This is a genomic window from Advenella incenata (genome assembly GCF_004217095.1).
GTDB classification, from domain to species: Bacteria; Pseudomonadota; Gammaproteobacteria; order Burkholderiales; family Burkholderiaceae_B; genus Advenella; species Advenella incenata.
Window position 1 is genome coordinate 149630 of sequence record NZ_SHKO01000005.1, and the last position, 15658, is coordinate 165287.

Genomic DNA, 15658 nt, shown 5'->3' on the forward strand with positions numbered 1-15658 from the left:
GTTACTCCGCTGACTGAACTGAAAACAACTGCACATGCTCGGCAATGGGACCCAGGGCCAGCGACGGAATATAGGTCAGCGCCCCCATGATCAGCACAACACCAATAAGCAGAACGCCAAACAGGGCGCCGTGGGTGGGCATGGTGCCCACATTAACAGGCACCCGCTGTTTGGCTGCCAGATAGCCGGCGACGGCAAGCACGGCGCCGATGACCGCGAACCGCCCCGCAAACATCGCCAGCGCCAGCATCAGGTTGTAATAAAGGTTGTTGGCAGACAGGCCGGCGAACGCGCTGCCATTGTTATTGGCAGCCGAGGTAAAGGCATACAGCACCTCCGACAGGCCGTGTGCGCCTGGGTTGCCCAACGAGGCGACGCCGACCTCAAGCACAACAGACAGACCAGTGCCACCCAGGATCAGAAACGGCGGCACCAGCAATGCCAGCGCAATCATTTTCATTTCCTGCATTTCAATCTTCTTGCCCAGGTATTCCGGTGTTCGTCCAGTCATCAATCCGGCAATGAACACAGCCAGGATGACGAATATCAACATGCCATACAAGCCAGAACCGACGCCACCGAATACAACTTCGCCCAGTTGCATCAGCAGCAATGGCACCATGCCGCCCAACGGCATGAACGAATCGTGCATCGCCACCACTGCACCGCAGGAGGCTGCCGTTGTAACTGCGGCAAACAGCGCCGAACCCACAATTCCGAAGCGCACTTCCTTGCCTTCCATATTGCCGCCCGACTGCAACAAGGCATGCGCTGCCTGGTCAACAGAAAGGCCAGACAATGCAGGATTGGCCTGCTGCTCTGCCAGCAGCACGCATACGGTAAGCACCACGAAAATAACCGACATGGCCGCGTAGATTGTCCAGCCCTGCCGGCGATCTCCCACCATGCGCCCAAAACAGAAACACAGGCCGGCAGGAATCAGCAGGATCGCGATCATTTGTGCGAAATTGCTGAATGCGCCCGGATTCTCAAAGGGGTGGGCAGAATTGACGTTAAAAAAGCCGCCACCATTGGTTCCCAGCAACTTGATGGCTTCCTGCGAGGCCACTGGTCCCATGGCCAGGGTCTGCTGCCCGCCGTCGAGCGTATCGATGGCCAGCGATGGCGAAAAATTCTGGATCACGCCCTGGCTGACAAACACCAGCGCCAGAATGATCGACAGCGGTATCAGCGCATATAACGTTACTCTGGTTATATCCACCCAGAAATTGCCGATGTGTTTCTGGCTTTTGCTTGCGAATCCGCGGATCAATGCAAAAACCACGGCAATCCCGGTGGCCGCTGACAGGAAATTTTGTACGGCCAATCCGGCCATCTGGACCAGGTAACTCATGGTGGTTTCCCCGCCATAGCCCTGCCAGTTGGTATTGGTCACAAAACTGACCGCCGTATTGAAAGCTGAATCTGCCGATACAGCGCCCATATGCTGCGGGTTCAGCGGCAACCACTGTTGAACCGTTTGCAACAGAAAGACGGCGAGCACGCCAGCAATATTAAACAGCATCAGCGACAGCAGATAGCGCTTCCATCCCATTTGCGCCGTGGGATCCACACCGGAGAGTTGATAAATACCGCGCTCCAGCCGATTAAACAGCTGCGGGCGCAACGTGGCTGCAGGACGTGCTATCCGGGCCAGCAGCCGGCCAATCGGGGGTGCCAGCGCTGTCAGGACAGCCATAAAAAGGACGAGGTTAAGCCAGGCCTGAGTACTCATATCAGAATTTCTCCGCATTCAACAGTGCGTAGACCAGATAGACAAGCACCAGCAGGGCAACAAATGAGCACAGAAAGAGAAGCATTGTTTCCATCATGAACGATCAATCCGAAAGTAAGGGATACGGCAGATCGTACGAACATTGGTGTAAAAATAAGGTAAAGATTATTTTTATCTGCAGAATCAAGATATTGGATCGGAACTGTGCAGCGACAGGCTGTTCTTTTCCTGTCAATTGCAACTGTATTGGCCTGGCGCTTGCGGCAAACCGCGGCCTGCTTATTCTTGACAGAGCCAATATGACAAACCTTCTATAACAAACCTTTTATGACAATTCTTATATGACAGACGCAATTGAATGAGCCAGTGCAATCCGCAACCGGCATCGGGCTCATAGGGTTTGTGCCCATTTTGGCGCGCATCAACCTGCTGCAGCGCCGCCAGATTAGCCCTTGCGAATGGGTCAGTCACCGCTGCGGGCCGCCGATAGCAGGCCTGGCGACCGAATATGGTTTATAAAGGAGCATGTGGGCGCTGCAGATGCCGTCTGTTGCGCATATGCGCTGCCATTGCAGTATCTTGTTATGAGCGTTGCAAAGCCAGGGCCGCTTTGCGCCAGGCATGATCTGTGCTCATGCCGACGCTCATAGTGTTATGAACGAATATTGATGAGACATGAAAAATTACGGTGTATTTGAATCTGGCTGCCTGCGATGGGTAATAAGAACATTTGGGATTGTCGGCGTAGCGCTGCTCATCGGCCTGTTTCCTGAAGCAGGCCGGGCACAAGATCAAGGTGCAGCATCCAGGCAGGTGACAGTCGGCGTCTATGAAAGCCCGCCTTTTGTCATACCGGAAAACGGGCAATATGCCGGCATGGCAATCGAGCTTTGGGAGTCCCTGGAGGACAAGCTGGGGCTCACTTCAACATACCGGAGCTATCCCTCCTACCATAAACTGATAGAAGCGGTTGGCAACGGCGAGATAGACGCGGCAGTAACGAACCTCACCATAACCAGGCAACGGGCGCAATCGATTGCGTTTACGCAGCCATGGTATGACTCGGGCCTGAGAATCATGACACCAAGCAAGGGGTCGGGCTCATTTCAGAATATTATCGACGGGCTGTCTGACAGCGGGCATTTGACCACCTTTGCCTGGCTGCTGATTCTCGCCCTGTTTGCGACAGTCATCATTACATTGCTGGATCGCAGGCTGGACAGCGAATTCCCGCGCAGATGGCGCGAAGGCCTTGCTGATAATTTTTTCCATACCATGTCAATCCTGACCACAGGCAAGACGACGCACAAAAACCTGTTTGGCTGGATTGGCCGCATATGGTCGGCATTATGGATGGTGCTGGGCGTAGCCATCATTGCCTATGTCACCTCATCGATCACAAGCGTCATGACGACCACATCGCTGACCAGCCAGATCCATTCGCTGTCGGATCTGTCGGGCAAGACCGTTGGTGTACTGGGAGGCAGCGTGGGAGAGGATTATGTTCAGAACCTGGGAATTCAAACAAGGAATTATGACAGCCTGGATGCATCGATCCAGGGACTGATAGCTGGCGAGGTTGATGCACTTGTAGGAGATGCGCCCGTTCTGGAATACTTTGCCCATTCCCAGCCCGGGCAACCCGTTCGCCTGGTTGGCGCCGTGTTTCATCCGGACAAGTACGGGTTTGGTTTTCCCCTGCAAAGCGAGCTGTTGCGGCCCGTCACCCTGGAATTGCTAGGTTTGCATGAGCGCGGCGACATACACAAACTGCGCATGAAGTATTTCGGCAACACGCGCCAGTAGGCAGATGCCCCCGCGCGCACGTTTGCGCTATCTTGTGCTTATTCCGAATACGCCTTGAATTCACCCGATTGCTCGTCGCGCACAAACAGCACGCCGGTGGCCACACCAAAATAAGCGCCATGCAGTTTGAGCAGACCCGCTTCCACACGTTCGCGCACGGTAGGAAAGGTCATCAGATTGGCCAGGCTATACTCGACAACGGCCCACTCCAGTTGCCGGATCCAGCCCTGGCGATCTTGTGTTGGCGGCCCAAGACGCTCGACAACCGGCGCGATCTGCGACATCCATTTACCAATGAAATCGCGCTTGGATAACGGCGCCGCCTTATTGGCAAACGCCGCTACGCCCCCGCAACTGGCATGGCCCAATACCACTATGTGCTTGACCTGCAGTGCATTGACACCGAACTCGATGGCGGCACTGGTGCCGTGATACGATGAATCGACGTCCGGCTCACAGGGCGGCACCAGGTTTGCGATATTGCGCACCACAAACATTTCGCCCGGGCCCGCATCAAAGATGGCCTCGGGCGCCACGCGGGAATCCCCGCAGCCAATGACCATGATTTCCGGGTGCTGGCCACTTTGGCCAAGTTGTTCGTAGCGTGCGCGCTCGCGCTCGAGCCGGCCATGAAGAAAAGAAGCGTAGCCATCGGTCAACCGTTGGGGGAACATATTCGGGTCCTGAATTATTCAAAATTTAAGCCGGTTATTTTACTCTTATTTTTTTTCGACCCAGGCCCAGGACTGTCCATAAGCGATCCTGCGCATAAAACACCGTCATTAGCGGCGAAAATTACATGAAAAATCGCAAATATCGCCAAAAATATCTTGACAGCGCGCCAATCGCCGCTATACTTCAACCATCAAGGGGAGTAGCTTTCTTCCGCCGCATCGTCATTACGGCTGTCATGCAGTTATCTGCAGACGCCCGGTGCCCGGGCAACACATCCATGTTGCAGCAAGACCTTGCCACCAAGGGCAAGGTTCATCCTCAAATAAATGATGGCCTGTGTCCTTGCGGATCAGGCCGTTTTGTTTTGTCTGATGCTCCTCTCAGACTCTTCGTGCGCCCTTTCGGGGTTCACGAACCAGACAAGCGTCCCGATCCGTTTCATTCCAACATTCAATTAGACGGATTCATGGTGAATTATGCTTGAACTTTTACAGACACTAAGCTGGGCAGCGGTATTTCAAATTATCCTGATTGATATTCTGCTGGGCGGCGACAATGCAGTTGTCATTGCGCTGGCCTGCCGCAACCTGCCGAAAAAGCAACGGATGCAGGGCATTCTATGGGGCACCGCCGGTGCCATTATCCTGCGGGTTGCATTGATCGCTTTCGCGCTGACTCTGCTGACAGTGCCTTTCCTGAAGATCGTGGGCGCACTGCTGCTACTTTGGATCGGCATCAAATTGCTGATTCCCGAAGATGATGCTCATGGCAACATACAGGGCGGGACAACAGTTTTCTCGGCGTTCAAAACCATCCTCATTGCTGACTTTGTCATGAGCCTGGATAACGTGATTGCCATCGCCGGAGCGGCCCAGGGCGCAAATCCGGAGCACCAGCTTGGTCTTGTGATCTTCGGCCTTGTCGTCAGCGTTCCGATTATTATCTGGGGCAGTACGCTTGTACTCAAGCTGATTGACCGCTTCCCGAGCGTAGTGTTGTTTGGCGCTGCACTGCTGGGCTGGATCGCCGGCGGCATGCTGATCACGGACATCTTCATTGTGGAACGATTTGGCGAGCCTTCTACCATGATCAAGCTGACCGCTGAGATTGTCGGCGCCCTGCTGATCGTCGTGGTAGGACGCACGATCGCGCAGCGCAAAAAAGCCGCAGCTGCCCTGCGCAACGCATAATGGAACGTCGTGCGCGCACCGGTCTGACTGATGCTGGCGCACGACGCAACAGAACGGCGTATATCTGCCGCGATTGAACACCGGAGTGCCAACAGGCGAGAACCCGGCCAATCGCGGCCACTACCTGAAAATTACATATGCACTAATGCATGTGTAATTTTTTTTGCCTGAAGCCTTTGCAAACAGCGGCCCCTCGCGGCCAGCGATTATTGAACAACTGCCAAAATTATTGGCGCATGCCAATTGCCAGGCGATTGAATGCGCTCATCAAGGCAATGGCAAAGGTCAGGTCGGACACTTGCGCATCGCTAAAATGCAGCTTGAGCGGCTCAAAGTCTTCATCCGGTGCACTGGTCTTGTCCACATGGGTAAGTGCTTCGGTCCAGGCAAGTGCGGCGCGTTCGCGCTCGTCAAATCGTTCACTGGCACGCCATCCGGCCAGCGCGTCCAGCTTGGCAGTGGCAATATCGCCGGCACGCAGTTCCCTGCTATGCATTTCCAGGCAGAAAGCGCAGCCGTTAATCTGCGACATGCGCAACCATACCAGTCCGATCAATTGCTTGCCAAGACTGCTCTTTTCCAGCGCCTTCTTGGTTGCGCCCAAGCCCTGATAGGCCTCGGGCGACAAGGTCCAGTAAGGTAAGCGAATGGTACTCATATAAAAAATCTCCGGTAAAAGACGGGTTGGATCGGACGACCATCACATTGAACGCCAGGGTAAAGAGTGCATCTGTTCTTGTTCTGGCCGGCAAATCATGTACGCAATAGTAGAGTAATAATGGCCCAGTGCACAGGTACAAGAAACGGCTAATGATATGGTCCATAAAACCATCATGGGTATGTAATTTTTCTGAAGTTATGCCTTTGATTGCATATTCACTTGAAAGCATATATTATTGAGCCCATAAAATGCAGATCACATTCATCTTTTGACGCCATCACCGGTGTACGGCTGTCAACATGACAGACCTGCTAGCGAATTCGCATCCAAAATTCGCATCCAATTTACGCATTTCATTCACGCAGAGGCCAGAATCATGCCCAAAAAACCCAGCAAAGAGACGACGCCCGGTACTGATCGTGATGCCGACAAAGGCGGCAAGCGCGCACGCTCCGCTGCCAGCCAGGTATTGAAAGTGGCAACGCTCAAAGAGCTGCGCAAAGCCACCGGCCACACCCAGGAAGATCTGGCCATTGCGCTGGATATTGGCCAGGGCACCATCTCGCGCATAGAAAAGCGCAGCGACATGCTGGTGTCTACGTTGCAGCATTACATTGAAAGCCTGGGCGGCAAGTTGCAAATCGTTGCCGCATTTAGCGATCGTCCATCCATTGTGGTGGAGCGCCTGGGCAAGAAAATACCGCCTCATCAAAAAAATACTTCCATGAGTTCTCCACAAGCTATGACATCTGTTGACACCTGATACACCATGCAAACGCCTTCTACCCCTTACTACCTGATCGATAAATCTGCGCTGTTGCGCAACCTGCACGTCATCGACTACATCCGCCAGCAGTCTGGCGCCAAAGTATTATTGGCGCTCAAGTGCTTTGCGACCTGGTCGGTTTTTGATCTGATGCGCCAACATATGGATGGCACAACCTCTTCATCCCTGTATGAAGTCAAGCTCGGATTCCAGAAATTCGGCGGTGAAACGCATGCATACAGCGTGGCCTTTGCCGACCATGAAATCGACGAAGTGATTGCCAACTGCGACAAGATCATCTTCAATTCCATCGGTCAGCTCACGCGCTTTGCCCCGGCAGCAGGCGACAAACCGGTCGGCCTGCGTGTCAACCCGGGCATCAGTTGCGCCGGCTTTGATCTGGCCGACCCTGCCCGCCAGTACAGCAGACTGGGCGAAAGCGATCCGGCACGCATTCTGTCCGTACTGGACAAGCTCGATGGCGTCATGATTCATAACAATTGTGAGAATGGCGACTTTGCACGTTTTGATCAGTTGCTTACCCAGGTTGAAAAAGACTACGCCGCGATCCTGCCTCACCTTAAGTGGGTCAGCCTTGGCGGCGGCATCAGTTTTACCGCACAAGACTATCCGCTGGATGCTTTTTGCGAGCGCCTGCGGCAATTCGCAAAGCAATACAACGTGCAGGTGTATCTGGAGCCGGGAGAGGCTGCTGTACGCCACAGCACAACGCTGCAGGTCAGCGTCCTGGACATTGTCGTCAACGAGAAGCAGTTGGCGATTGTAGACAGCTCCACCGAAGCTCATATGCTGGACCTGTTGATTTACCGTGAAACCGCGCCGGTTGGCGACGACACCGGCGAGCACGCCTACATGGTTTGCGGCAAAACCTGTCTTGCGGGCGATATTTTCGGCGAAGGCCGCTTTACCCGGCCGCTGCAAATCGGTGACCAGATTGCCATTGGCGATGCCGGCGGCTACACCATGGTGAAGAAAAACTGGTTCAACGGCATTCATATGCCTTCCATCGCCATCAAAAACGAGGATGGCTCCGTGCGCGTCGTGCGCGACTTTTCCTTTGACGACTACGTCAACAGCCTGTCCTAGGACCAAGGCTGCTTGTATTTAATAATTTGGGGGATTATCCAATGAAACGCAACGTTCTGATCATCGGCGCCGGCGGCGTCGCACACGTGGCAGCACACAAATGCGCACAGAACAATATTTTGCTTGGCGACATACATATTGCATCACGCACTGTGGCCAAATGCAAAGCCATTATTGCCTCTATCAAGGACAAGGGCAATAAACACGGCCCTGGCCGCCTGCAGGCGCACGAGCTGGACGCGCTCGATATTGAGGCCACAAAAACGCTGATTCGTGAAACTGACAGCCAGATTGTCATCAATGTTGGCTCGCCTTTTTTGAATATGTCAGTCATGACTGCCTGCATAGAAACCGGTGCAGCCTATCTGGATACCGCCATTCACGAAGATCCGGACAAGGTATGTGAGCAGCCACCGTGGTACGGTAATCATGAATGGAAACGACGCGATGACTGCAAAAAAGCCGGCGTAACAGCCCTGCTGGGCGTCGGTTTCGATCCTGGCGTGGTCAATGCCTATGGCCGTTTTGCCCTGGATGCCTATTTTGACCAGGTCGACTCCATTGACATCATCGACATCAACGCCGGCAGCCATGGCCGCTACTTTGCCACCAACTTCGACCCTGAAATCAACTTCCGTGAGTTCACCTCTACCGTATGGTCCTGGGAACATAACCGCTGGAAAGCCAGCAAGATGTTCGAGCATCGCCAGCAATGGGAAATGCCCGTGGTTGGCAATCACACGACCTACCTGACCGGCCATGATGAGCTGCATTCCATGTCGAAAAACCTGGGCGTTCCCAACATCCGGTTCTGGATGGGTTTTGGCGACCATTACATCAATGTATTCAACGTCCTGAACAGCCTGGGCCTGCTCTCTGAAAAACCTGTGCGTACGGCAGAAGGTGATGAAATCGTGCCGCTCAAGGTTGTCAAGGCTGTGCTGCCCGATCCCGCGTCACTTGCCCCGGGATACACCGGCAAAACCTGCATTGGCGATCTGGTAAAGGGCATGAAGAATGGCGTGCCGCAGGAAGTGCTTATCTATAACATTTGTGATCATGAAGAGAGCTACGAAGAAGTGGGCAGCCAGGCCATTTCATACACTGCCGGTGTACCCGTTGTCGCAGCCGCCATGCTGATTGCAGATGGCACATGGGATGTCGGGCATATGGTCAATGTAGAAGAACTCGATCCCGCGCCGTTTATCGAACTCATGAACCGGATGGGACTGGTTACGCGCGTGCGTGACAGCAAAGGCGATCGGGTACTGAAGCCGCAAAATGAACTGCTGGTCCTGACCTCTACCGAGGAACCGGACAGCACAGTGGCATTCGACTATTTCGCCCATGATCAGGCCGTGCTTGCAAAGAGCCCGCCATCCCATCAACGCGACATGATGGCAGCGCGGCAACGCCTGACCGGCTGATTGTTACCCGGCATTCGCCGTAAATAGTGAAAGCGTCAACCCCTACCGCGCTTGCCGGGGTTGACGCCGCCATGCCACAGCACATTGCCGATTGGCTTAAAGCGCGAGCTCGGCCTTCAGTTCTTCGTATTGGGCAGTATCTGATTGCTGCACGAGCGCCAATTGATGCTCGATAGACTCCAATTCCTTTTGAGCCGATTCCAAATACCCGTTCTGCTTTAGCCTTTTGTAGATGTCAATCTGATTTCTCAGCACATCTGGATCGAATGCCATTTCAGCGTTCACCTGTTTACTCTCCGCGATATATATTGATACCGAGCACAGAGTCTATTGCATAGACAAGTCATATTTATTACAAGGCCAGCGCTTTGTACACCTGTAGACAACCTGTCGTCATACACCACTGCCCTCTTGCCGACAAAAAGTATAGATCTTCAAAAATAACCATACTCGGCAACGATGGGCATCCCGGGAAAATCACGTTATTGAATCTGGTATTTCCATTTTGATATTCGATCGTTGATGCGTTTTGCTTTCAGGAACCCGATCAAATCTCCAGAAACAACTCGGCTACCGTAGAGCGAAGCCAGCGGTTCCCCGGATCCTGGTGATAGCGCTCGTGCCAGTGTTGCTTGATGGAAAAATCCGGAAATCTGTACGGCGGAGCGAGCGCCTTGACATGCGCAATTTTGACCAATATCTTGGCGACCCGCCCGGGGAGCGTGGCCATCAGATCGGTGTTCGCCAGCAAATTGCCGACACCCGGAAGGGTAGGCAACGACAGGGCCACTTTACGCTGTGTTCCCTGACGTTTCAGCTCCCGTTCAACAATCTCGTTTCCGGTACCTGCCGCAATCAGGACAACATGTCTTTCACTTTTGAACCGGCTTAGGGTCAGTTTGGCGTCAATACGCGGATGGTCGCGTCGCACCACGCAAGCAAATCCGTCCTTGAACAGCTTCTGTTGGTAGAAACCAGCCTCAAGCTCGGGCATATAACCGATGGCCAGGTCCGCATCCCCCGATTCCAGCAGTTTTCCCGTGTCCGCCTGGATACGCAGAACTTCAATCTGGACATTGGGCGCGACCCTGGCCAATTTATTCATCATTGCCGGCATAAATTCAAGATGACTGATGTCCGTCATGGATATTCTGAACGTCCTGAACGACGATGCCGGATCAAATTCAGCCTGCTGCTCAGTGGCCGACTGCAGCAATTGCAAAGCCTGACGCAATTGCGGTACGAGCGTAGCAGCCCGCGGGGTTGGCATCATGCCATTACCGGTACGTACGAACAACGGATCATTGAAGCGACGCCGTAACCGCGCAAGCGCCAGGCTGACCGACGTTTGCGGAATGCCGAGATTTTCGCCGGCCCGGCTGACGCTGCGGGTCTTATATATTTCATCAAAAACAGCGAGTAGCTTCATATCCATTATTTAATTTCCTGCTAGCGTGTATTAGCTCTCCTCGATCGACGCAATGATACCCGGTCCCTAAAATGCACACAAGAACCAGATATATCTGGCACAACCCGCCATTTCCAGGAGACATCATATGAAATCGATCGCCCTTCGACTTTTTTTTCTTGCCACGCTCACGATCTCTGGCACAGGTGCACTTGCAAACAATTGGCCTGCCGGGCCTGTGAGTATTATCGTCCCTTTTGATGCCGGCTCTACCCCGGACTTTACCGCTCGCCTGATTGGTGAACGCCTGGCGGCAAGACTACATCAACCCTTTGTCGTAGAGAACAAGAGCGGGGCAGCAGGCAATATCGGGACCAACGTCGTTGCCAAAGCACATGCCGATGGGCAAACGATCGGGGTCAGCATTGCTGGTGCGCTGGGCGTCAATGCCCTATTGTTCAGAAACATGCCGTACGACGTCGCCCGGGACATCGAATTGATCACCGTGGCGGTCTCGCAACCGTCTGTACTGGTGGTCGGATCCAAACTGGCCACTGCCGATACCAAGCAGTTGGCCGCTTTGATGAAAGCCAACTCAAAACTCAGTTTTGCGTCTATCGGCGCTGGATCTATTTCGCATCTGGCAATGGCGGCCCTGGTGGCCCAGACAGGCGGAGATGCCGTCCATGTGCCCTACCGTGGATCGGGTGCGGCGGTCACTGCAGTTTTATCGGGTGATGTCGACATGGCGCTACTGCCCGCAGCCGCCGTAATGCCTCATGTTAAAGCAGGCAAGCTACGGGCATTGGCTGTCGCCTCGCCTGCCAGATCGCCTTCACTTCCCGACATACCCACGTTGGCTGAAAGCGGTCTGCCCAACATAAAGGGAGACGCCTGGATCGGCTTCATTGCGCCGGCCAAGACCCCCGCCTCCATTGTCAATACCTTGCATGAAAATCTGGTGCAGATCCTGGCTGAACCGGCGGTCCAGAGCAGACTTCGAACCCAGTACATGGACCCGGTGGGCAACTCGCAAGCAGATTTCAGCAAGCTGCTGCAGGACGATTTAGCACGCTGGAAACAGGTGGTCGAACAAAACAATATCAAACTTGATTAACATTCTGACAAGGGCAACATTCATGACAACTTTACCATCTACCTTATTGGAGCCATCGCGAAATCTTACGATTTTTGGCGAGTATGACGTTGTTGTCATCGGCGGTGGTCCCGCTGGACTTGCCGCTGCAGCCAGTGCCGCGCGCCATGGCGCTCAGACGCTGCTGGTGGAATCCTATGGTTTTCTTGGGGGCATGGGTACCGCAGGCGGCGTAACCAATTTCGCTGGCCTTTACGGTCGCCACAACGGTCAAATGCAGCAACTGGTGCGCGGTGCAGTAGATGATCTGCTGTCGCGCATTGAAGCGCTGGGCGGACTGAACCGGCCTCAGGATGGAATGCAAGGTCGCATCAGGGTTCGCTCGTACGATACGTCCATATATAAATGCGCAGCCGACCAATGGATGCTGGCATCAGGGGTGAACTTATTATTTCATGCCAATGCCTGCGCTGTGCTTATGGACGGTACCCGCATCAATGCCCTGGTGGTCGAGACCAAATCAGGCAGGCAGGCGATCCGGGCCAACGTTTTCGTTGACTGCTCAGGCGATGCAGACGTGGCAGTATTTGCAGGGGTACCCCATGAAATCGGTGACGGGCACGGCAGCGGACTCTTTCCGACGACGATGTTTCGTGTCGGCCATGTGGACGCCTCGCAAGCATTGCCTGCAGTGGGTGAATTCAAAGCCATCAACGACTTTATGGAGCGTGTGCAGCGGGAATACCCGGGACGATATCGCTTCCCGCGAGAGGGCGCCATCCTCAGACCGCAAATCCATTCTTCCGAATGGCGAGCCAATGTCACGCAAATTGCCAACGCCGATGGTCGCGCCTTGAACGCAGTGGATGCCAATGAGCTGAGCGCCGGAGAGATAGAAGGCAGACGCCAGGTACTTGAATACTTTCAGTTTCTTCGCGAACAGATTCCGGGTTTCTCTGAAGCGCGCATCGTTGAAATTGCGCCACAGATCGGCATTCGTGAAACACGTCGCATTCAGGGATGTTATGCGCTGACGGGTGACGACATCATCGGCTCTGCCCGCTTTGAAGACAGGATCGGCCTTAACGCCTGGCCGATGGAATTGCATCAATCCGGCGGTATTTCATGGGGATTCCCTTCCGATCCAGACCGGGCGTACAACGATCTGCCGTGGCGGATGCTGGTGCCGGCGCAGGTGCAAAATCTGCTGGTTGCCGGGCGCTGTGCCTCAATGACTCACGAGGGGCAGTCTGCAGCCAGGGCCAGCGGCGCCTGTTTCGTTATGGGTCAGGCGGCCGGCACCGCCGCCGCAATGGCTGGCACAGCTCCGTTGCAAACGTTCGATCCCGTACATTTGCAGCAAACCTTGCGCGCGGACGGATGCCTGCTGGAGCCATGAAGCCAAGATGGACCTGCCCCGAGGTCCATGCCCGGACCTCGACCAATACGCGGCAGATTCGGGCAATGCGCTTGCGCACAGGCAACAAGATCGGGTATTGAAAACCGGAGACTATATCTCAGATTCAGTATCATACTCATGCGCGACTTCGCGCAAGCAGTTCATTGCCAGGCGCAAGGCATGCGACATGAACGCTTCCTTGCTCCAGTACATAGCGACGGCCCCTGATCCGGACAAGCGCATTGGCAGGATACTCAGTACATTCAGTTGCGCCAGACGCAGGGAGGCTCGAACCGAGGCCACGCCGATCATGTCACTATTGTTCAGGAACATGAGATTGGCTGTGACCGAATTGGTCTCTATCGTATCCTGCGCCAGGTTCTGCCCAGCCGCTGCCAGTGCAACATCCAGTGCGTTGCGCACCGGTGTGCCTTTTGGCCAGACTAACCAGCGATAAGCATGCAAATCCGACCAGCGCAGGGGGTTGACTTGCAAAAGCGGGTGACCAGGACGCACGACAAAGTGAATACCATCAAAGAACAGGTTCTCGGTCTCCAGACTGGGGCTGCCCAGATCCGTATCGGCACGACCCAACACGATGTCCAGCGCCCCCTGCTCGAGCTGAGAAATCAACCGGTCAGTGGTTCCTTCAACAAGATTCACCCGAGCCTTTGGCATATGCGTCAGCAGCCGCATGATGGCCAGCGGTACAGTGTCAGAGGCGGCAACACCGCTGGCGCCGATCATGACCCGCCCGCTGCCGCCTTCACGGAGCATTTCCATATCACTGCTGGCGCGATCCAGCTGAATGTCGATTTGCCTGGCGTGAGCAATCAGCATTTCTCCATAGGGTGTCGGAATCAGACCACGTGCATGACGCTCGAATAAGGGCAAGCCAATATCGTCCTCAAGGTCTTTCAACCATTTGGACAGTCCTGGCTGAGTCGTATGCAGTTTTGCTGCGGAATGACTTATGTTGTGCGTTTGCGCCAGGCTAAGCAGCATTTTTACGTGGCGCAGTCGCAGCCGGTGGGTCCAATCCATGGTGGGCTCAGATGATAAGGTTCAGATTATAAGGACTAGGTATATTGTTTTTCATATGGATGATAATAATATTTCATTTTAAATTATATGTCTATGGATCCATAATGAATGAAAATGTGGCAATAGAAGGAGACAACCATGACGACAAAACAACCGCAGAGCGCCATTATTGTAGGTGGTGGCATCGGTGGCCTTGCGGCCGCTTTGGCTCTGACCCGTCAAGGCATTCAAGTGCAATTGCTGGAGCAGGCTTCACAGATTGGTGAAATCGGCGCCGGCATCCAATTGGGGCCCAATGCCTTTTCCGCACTTGATGCACTGGGTGTGGGCGAAACAGCCAGGCAATGCGCCGTATTTACCGATCACATCATTATGATGGACGCAGTCGACAACACCGAGATTTTGCGTGTCCAGACGGGTCAGGCGTTCCGCGAGCGTTTCAACGGCCCTTATGCGGTGATTCACCGGGCCGACATCCACGGCGCCATTCTAAACGGGGTCCGGAACGACCCGCTGATCTCGTTTCAAACATCCACGCAAATCAAGACCTTCACCCAGACAGACGAATACGCCCAGGTGACGGACGCAGCGGGCCACGTTTTCCAGGCTGATGTCGTTATAGGCTGTGACGGCGTTAAATCCGTGCTGCGTGATCACCTTATCGGTGACACCACGCGTGTGACCGGACATGTGGTTTACCGTGCTGTAGTAGACAAAGAGAACATGCCTGACGACCTGCGTATCAATGCGCCGGTACTCTGGGCAGGACCCCGCTGCCACCTCGTGCACTACCCGTTGCGTGGCGGCGAGCAATACAATCTGGTGGTCACCTTTCACAGTCGACAACAGGAAGAATGGGGCGCGCGTGATGGCAGCCAGGAAGAAGTGCTTTCCTATTTCGAAGGCATACATGAACGCCCCAGGCAATTACTCGATCTGCCAAACTCCTGGCGTCGCTGGGCTACTGCGGACCGCGAGCCGGTCCAGCACTGGAGCGTTGGGCGGGCAACCCTTTTGGGCGACGCGGCACACCCCATGTCGCAGTACATGGCTCAGGGCGCGTGCATGGCACTTGAAGACGCCGTCACACTTGGCTTGTCCATTGAGCAATGCCACGGGGACCTGCCTGCAGCCTTCAGGCTATACGAGTCGTTGCGCATACCACGCAGTGCCCGTGTCGTCTGGTCCACGCGCGAGATGGGGCGAATCTATCATGCAGCAGGTGTAGAGCGGGCCGTTCGAAACTCGCTTTGGAAAGACACGCCGCAATCTCGTTTCTATGACAACCTGCAGTGGTTATACGGATGGAATGCACAAAACTGCATGCAGGGCTATCGGCTTTGA

16 protein-coding genes are annotated in these 15658 nt (G+C 54.4%); 9 read left to right on the forward strand and 7 right to left on the reverse strand.

Annotation, left to right across the window (positions count from 1 at the left end):
* Position 1: 1 nt before the first annotated feature.
* Both kdpA and EV681_RS21205 read right to left on the reverse strand, forming a co-directional pair.
* Complete coding sequence (kdpA, locus tag EV681_RS21200) at positions 2-1735, reverse strand: potassium-transporting ATPase subunit KdpA (RefSeq protein ID WP_130305174.1); 1734 nt, start codon at positions 1733-1735, stop codon at positions 2-4.
* Between the two features lies 1 nt (position 1736).
* Positions 1737-1832, reverse strand: a complete 96-nt coding sequence (locus EV681_RS21205) for a potassium-transporting ATPase subunit F (protein WP_242612349.1) — start codon at positions 1830-1832, stop codon at positions 1737-1739.
* Positions 1833-2410: 578 nt separating this feature from the next.
* On the opposite strand from EV681_RS21205, the gene EV681_RS21210 reads away from it, so the two are divergent.
* Positions 2411-3541 carry a transporter substrate-binding domain-containing protein gene (locus tag EV681_RS21210; RefSeq protein WP_242612350.1) on the forward strand — a complete coding sequence of 377 codons (1131 nt, stop codon included), beginning with the start codon at positions 2411-2413 and terminating at the stop codon, positions 3539-3541.
* Positions 3542-3579: 38 nt separating this feature from the next.
* Here EV681_RS21210 and EV681_RS21215 read toward each other — a convergent pair whose 3' ends face one another.
* The gene (locus tag EV681_RS21215; protein WP_128396494.1) at positions 3580-4215 is read right to left on the reverse strand and encodes a carbonic anhydrase; all 636 of its coding nucleotides are present in this window, start codon (positions 4213-4215) and stop codon (positions 3580-3582) included.
* Positions 4216-4340: 125 nt separating this feature from the next.
* Here EV681_RS21215 and EV681_RS21220 point away from each other — a divergent pair, with 125 nt between their 5' ends.
* Complete coding sequence (locus EV681_RS21220; RefSeq protein ID WP_128396495.1) at positions 4341-4700, forward strand: hypothetical protein; 360 nt, start codon at positions 4341-4343, stop codon at positions 4698-4700.
* Positions 4693-5406 (forward strand): TerC family protein, encoded by a 714-nt coding sequence (locus tag EV681_RS21225; protein ID WP_128396496.1) that lies wholly within the window; start codon positions 4693-4695, stop codon positions 5404-5406. The genes EV681_RS21220 and EV681_RS21225 overlap by 8 nt, the downstream gene beginning before the upstream one ends.
* 226 nt (positions 5407-5632) lie before the next feature.
* Here the strand turns inward: EV681_RS21225 and EV681_RS21230 are convergent, their stop codons facing one another.
* Positions 5633-6064 carry a carboxymuconolactone decarboxylase family protein gene (locus EV681_RS21230; protein WP_130305175.1) on the reverse strand — a complete coding sequence of 144 codons (432 nt, stop codon included), beginning with the start codon at positions 6062-6064 and terminating at the stop codon, positions 5633-5635.
* Positions 6065-6443: 379 nt separating this feature from the next.
* On the opposite strand from EV681_RS21230, the gene EV681_RS21235 reads away from it, so the two are divergent.
* Genes EV681_RS21235 through EV681_RS21245 form a run of 3 tightly spaced genes read left to right on the forward strand, consistent with a single transcriptional unit; the run spans position 6444 to position 9367 of the window.
* Positions 6444-6830 carry a helix-turn-helix domain-containing protein gene (locus EV681_RS21235; RefSeq protein WP_130305176.1) on the forward strand — a complete coding sequence of 129 codons (387 nt, stop codon included), beginning with the start codon at positions 6444-6446 and terminating at the stop codon, positions 6828-6830.
* A 6-nt stretch (positions 6831-6836) separates the two neighbouring features.
* On the forward strand, positions 6837-7940 hold the full coding sequence (locus tag EV681_RS21240) for a carboxynorspermidine decarboxylase (RefSeq protein WP_130305177.1): 1104 nt from the start codon (positions 6837-6839) through the stop codon (positions 7938-7940).
* A 41-nt stretch (positions 7941-7981) separates the two neighbouring features.
* Positions 7982-9367 (forward strand): saccharopine dehydrogenase family protein, encoded by a 1386-nt coding sequence (locus tag EV681_RS21245; RefSeq protein WP_130305178.1) that lies wholly within the window; start codon positions 7982-7984, stop codon positions 9365-9367.
* 96 nt (positions 9368-9463) lie between these two features.
* On the opposite strand, the gene EV681_RS22605 is transcribed toward EV681_RS21245, so the two are convergent.
* Both EV681_RS22605 and EV681_RS21250 read right to left on the reverse strand, forming a co-directional pair.
* Entirely contained in the window at positions 9464-9652 is a 189-nt protein-coding gene (locus EV681_RS22605; protein WP_128396501.1) for a hypothetical protein, read from the reverse strand.
* 262 nt (positions 9653-9914) lie between these two features.
* Entirely contained in the window at positions 9915-10802 is an 888-nt protein-coding gene (locus EV681_RS21250; RefSeq protein WP_128396502.1) for a LysR family transcriptional regulator, read from the reverse strand.
* A 121-nt stretch (positions 10803-10923) separates the two neighbouring features.
* On the opposite strand from EV681_RS21250, the gene EV681_RS21255 reads away from it, so the two are divergent.
* Together EV681_RS21255 and EV681_RS21260 are read left to right on the forward strand one after the other, a co-directional pair.
* Entirely contained in the window at positions 10924-11892 is a 969-nt protein-coding gene (locus tag EV681_RS21255) for a Bug family tripartite tricarboxylate transporter substrate binding protein (RefSeq protein ID WP_130305179.1), read from the forward strand.
* A gap of 22 nt (positions 11893-11914) precedes the next feature.
* Complete coding sequence (locus tag EV681_RS21260; protein WP_130305180.1) at positions 11915-13270, forward strand: FAD-dependent oxidoreductase; 1356 nt, start codon at positions 11915-11917, stop codon at positions 13268-13270.
* A 111-nt stretch (positions 13271-13381) separates the two neighbouring features.
* On the opposite strand, the gene EV681_RS21265 is transcribed toward EV681_RS21260, so the two are convergent.
* A complete protein-coding gene (locus EV681_RS21265; protein ID WP_128396505.1) occupies positions 13382-14314 on the reverse strand; it encodes a LysR substrate-binding domain-containing protein in 933 nt (310 codons plus the stop codon).
* Positions 14315-14452: 138 nt separating this feature from the next.
* On the opposite strand from EV681_RS21265, the gene EV681_RS21270 reads away from it, so the two are divergent.
* Positions 14453-15658: a 3-hydroxybenzoate 6-monooxygenase gene (locus EV681_RS21270; protein ID WP_128396506.1), complete on the forward strand. Its 1206-nt coding sequence runs from the start codon at positions 14453-14455 to the stop codon at positions 15656-15658.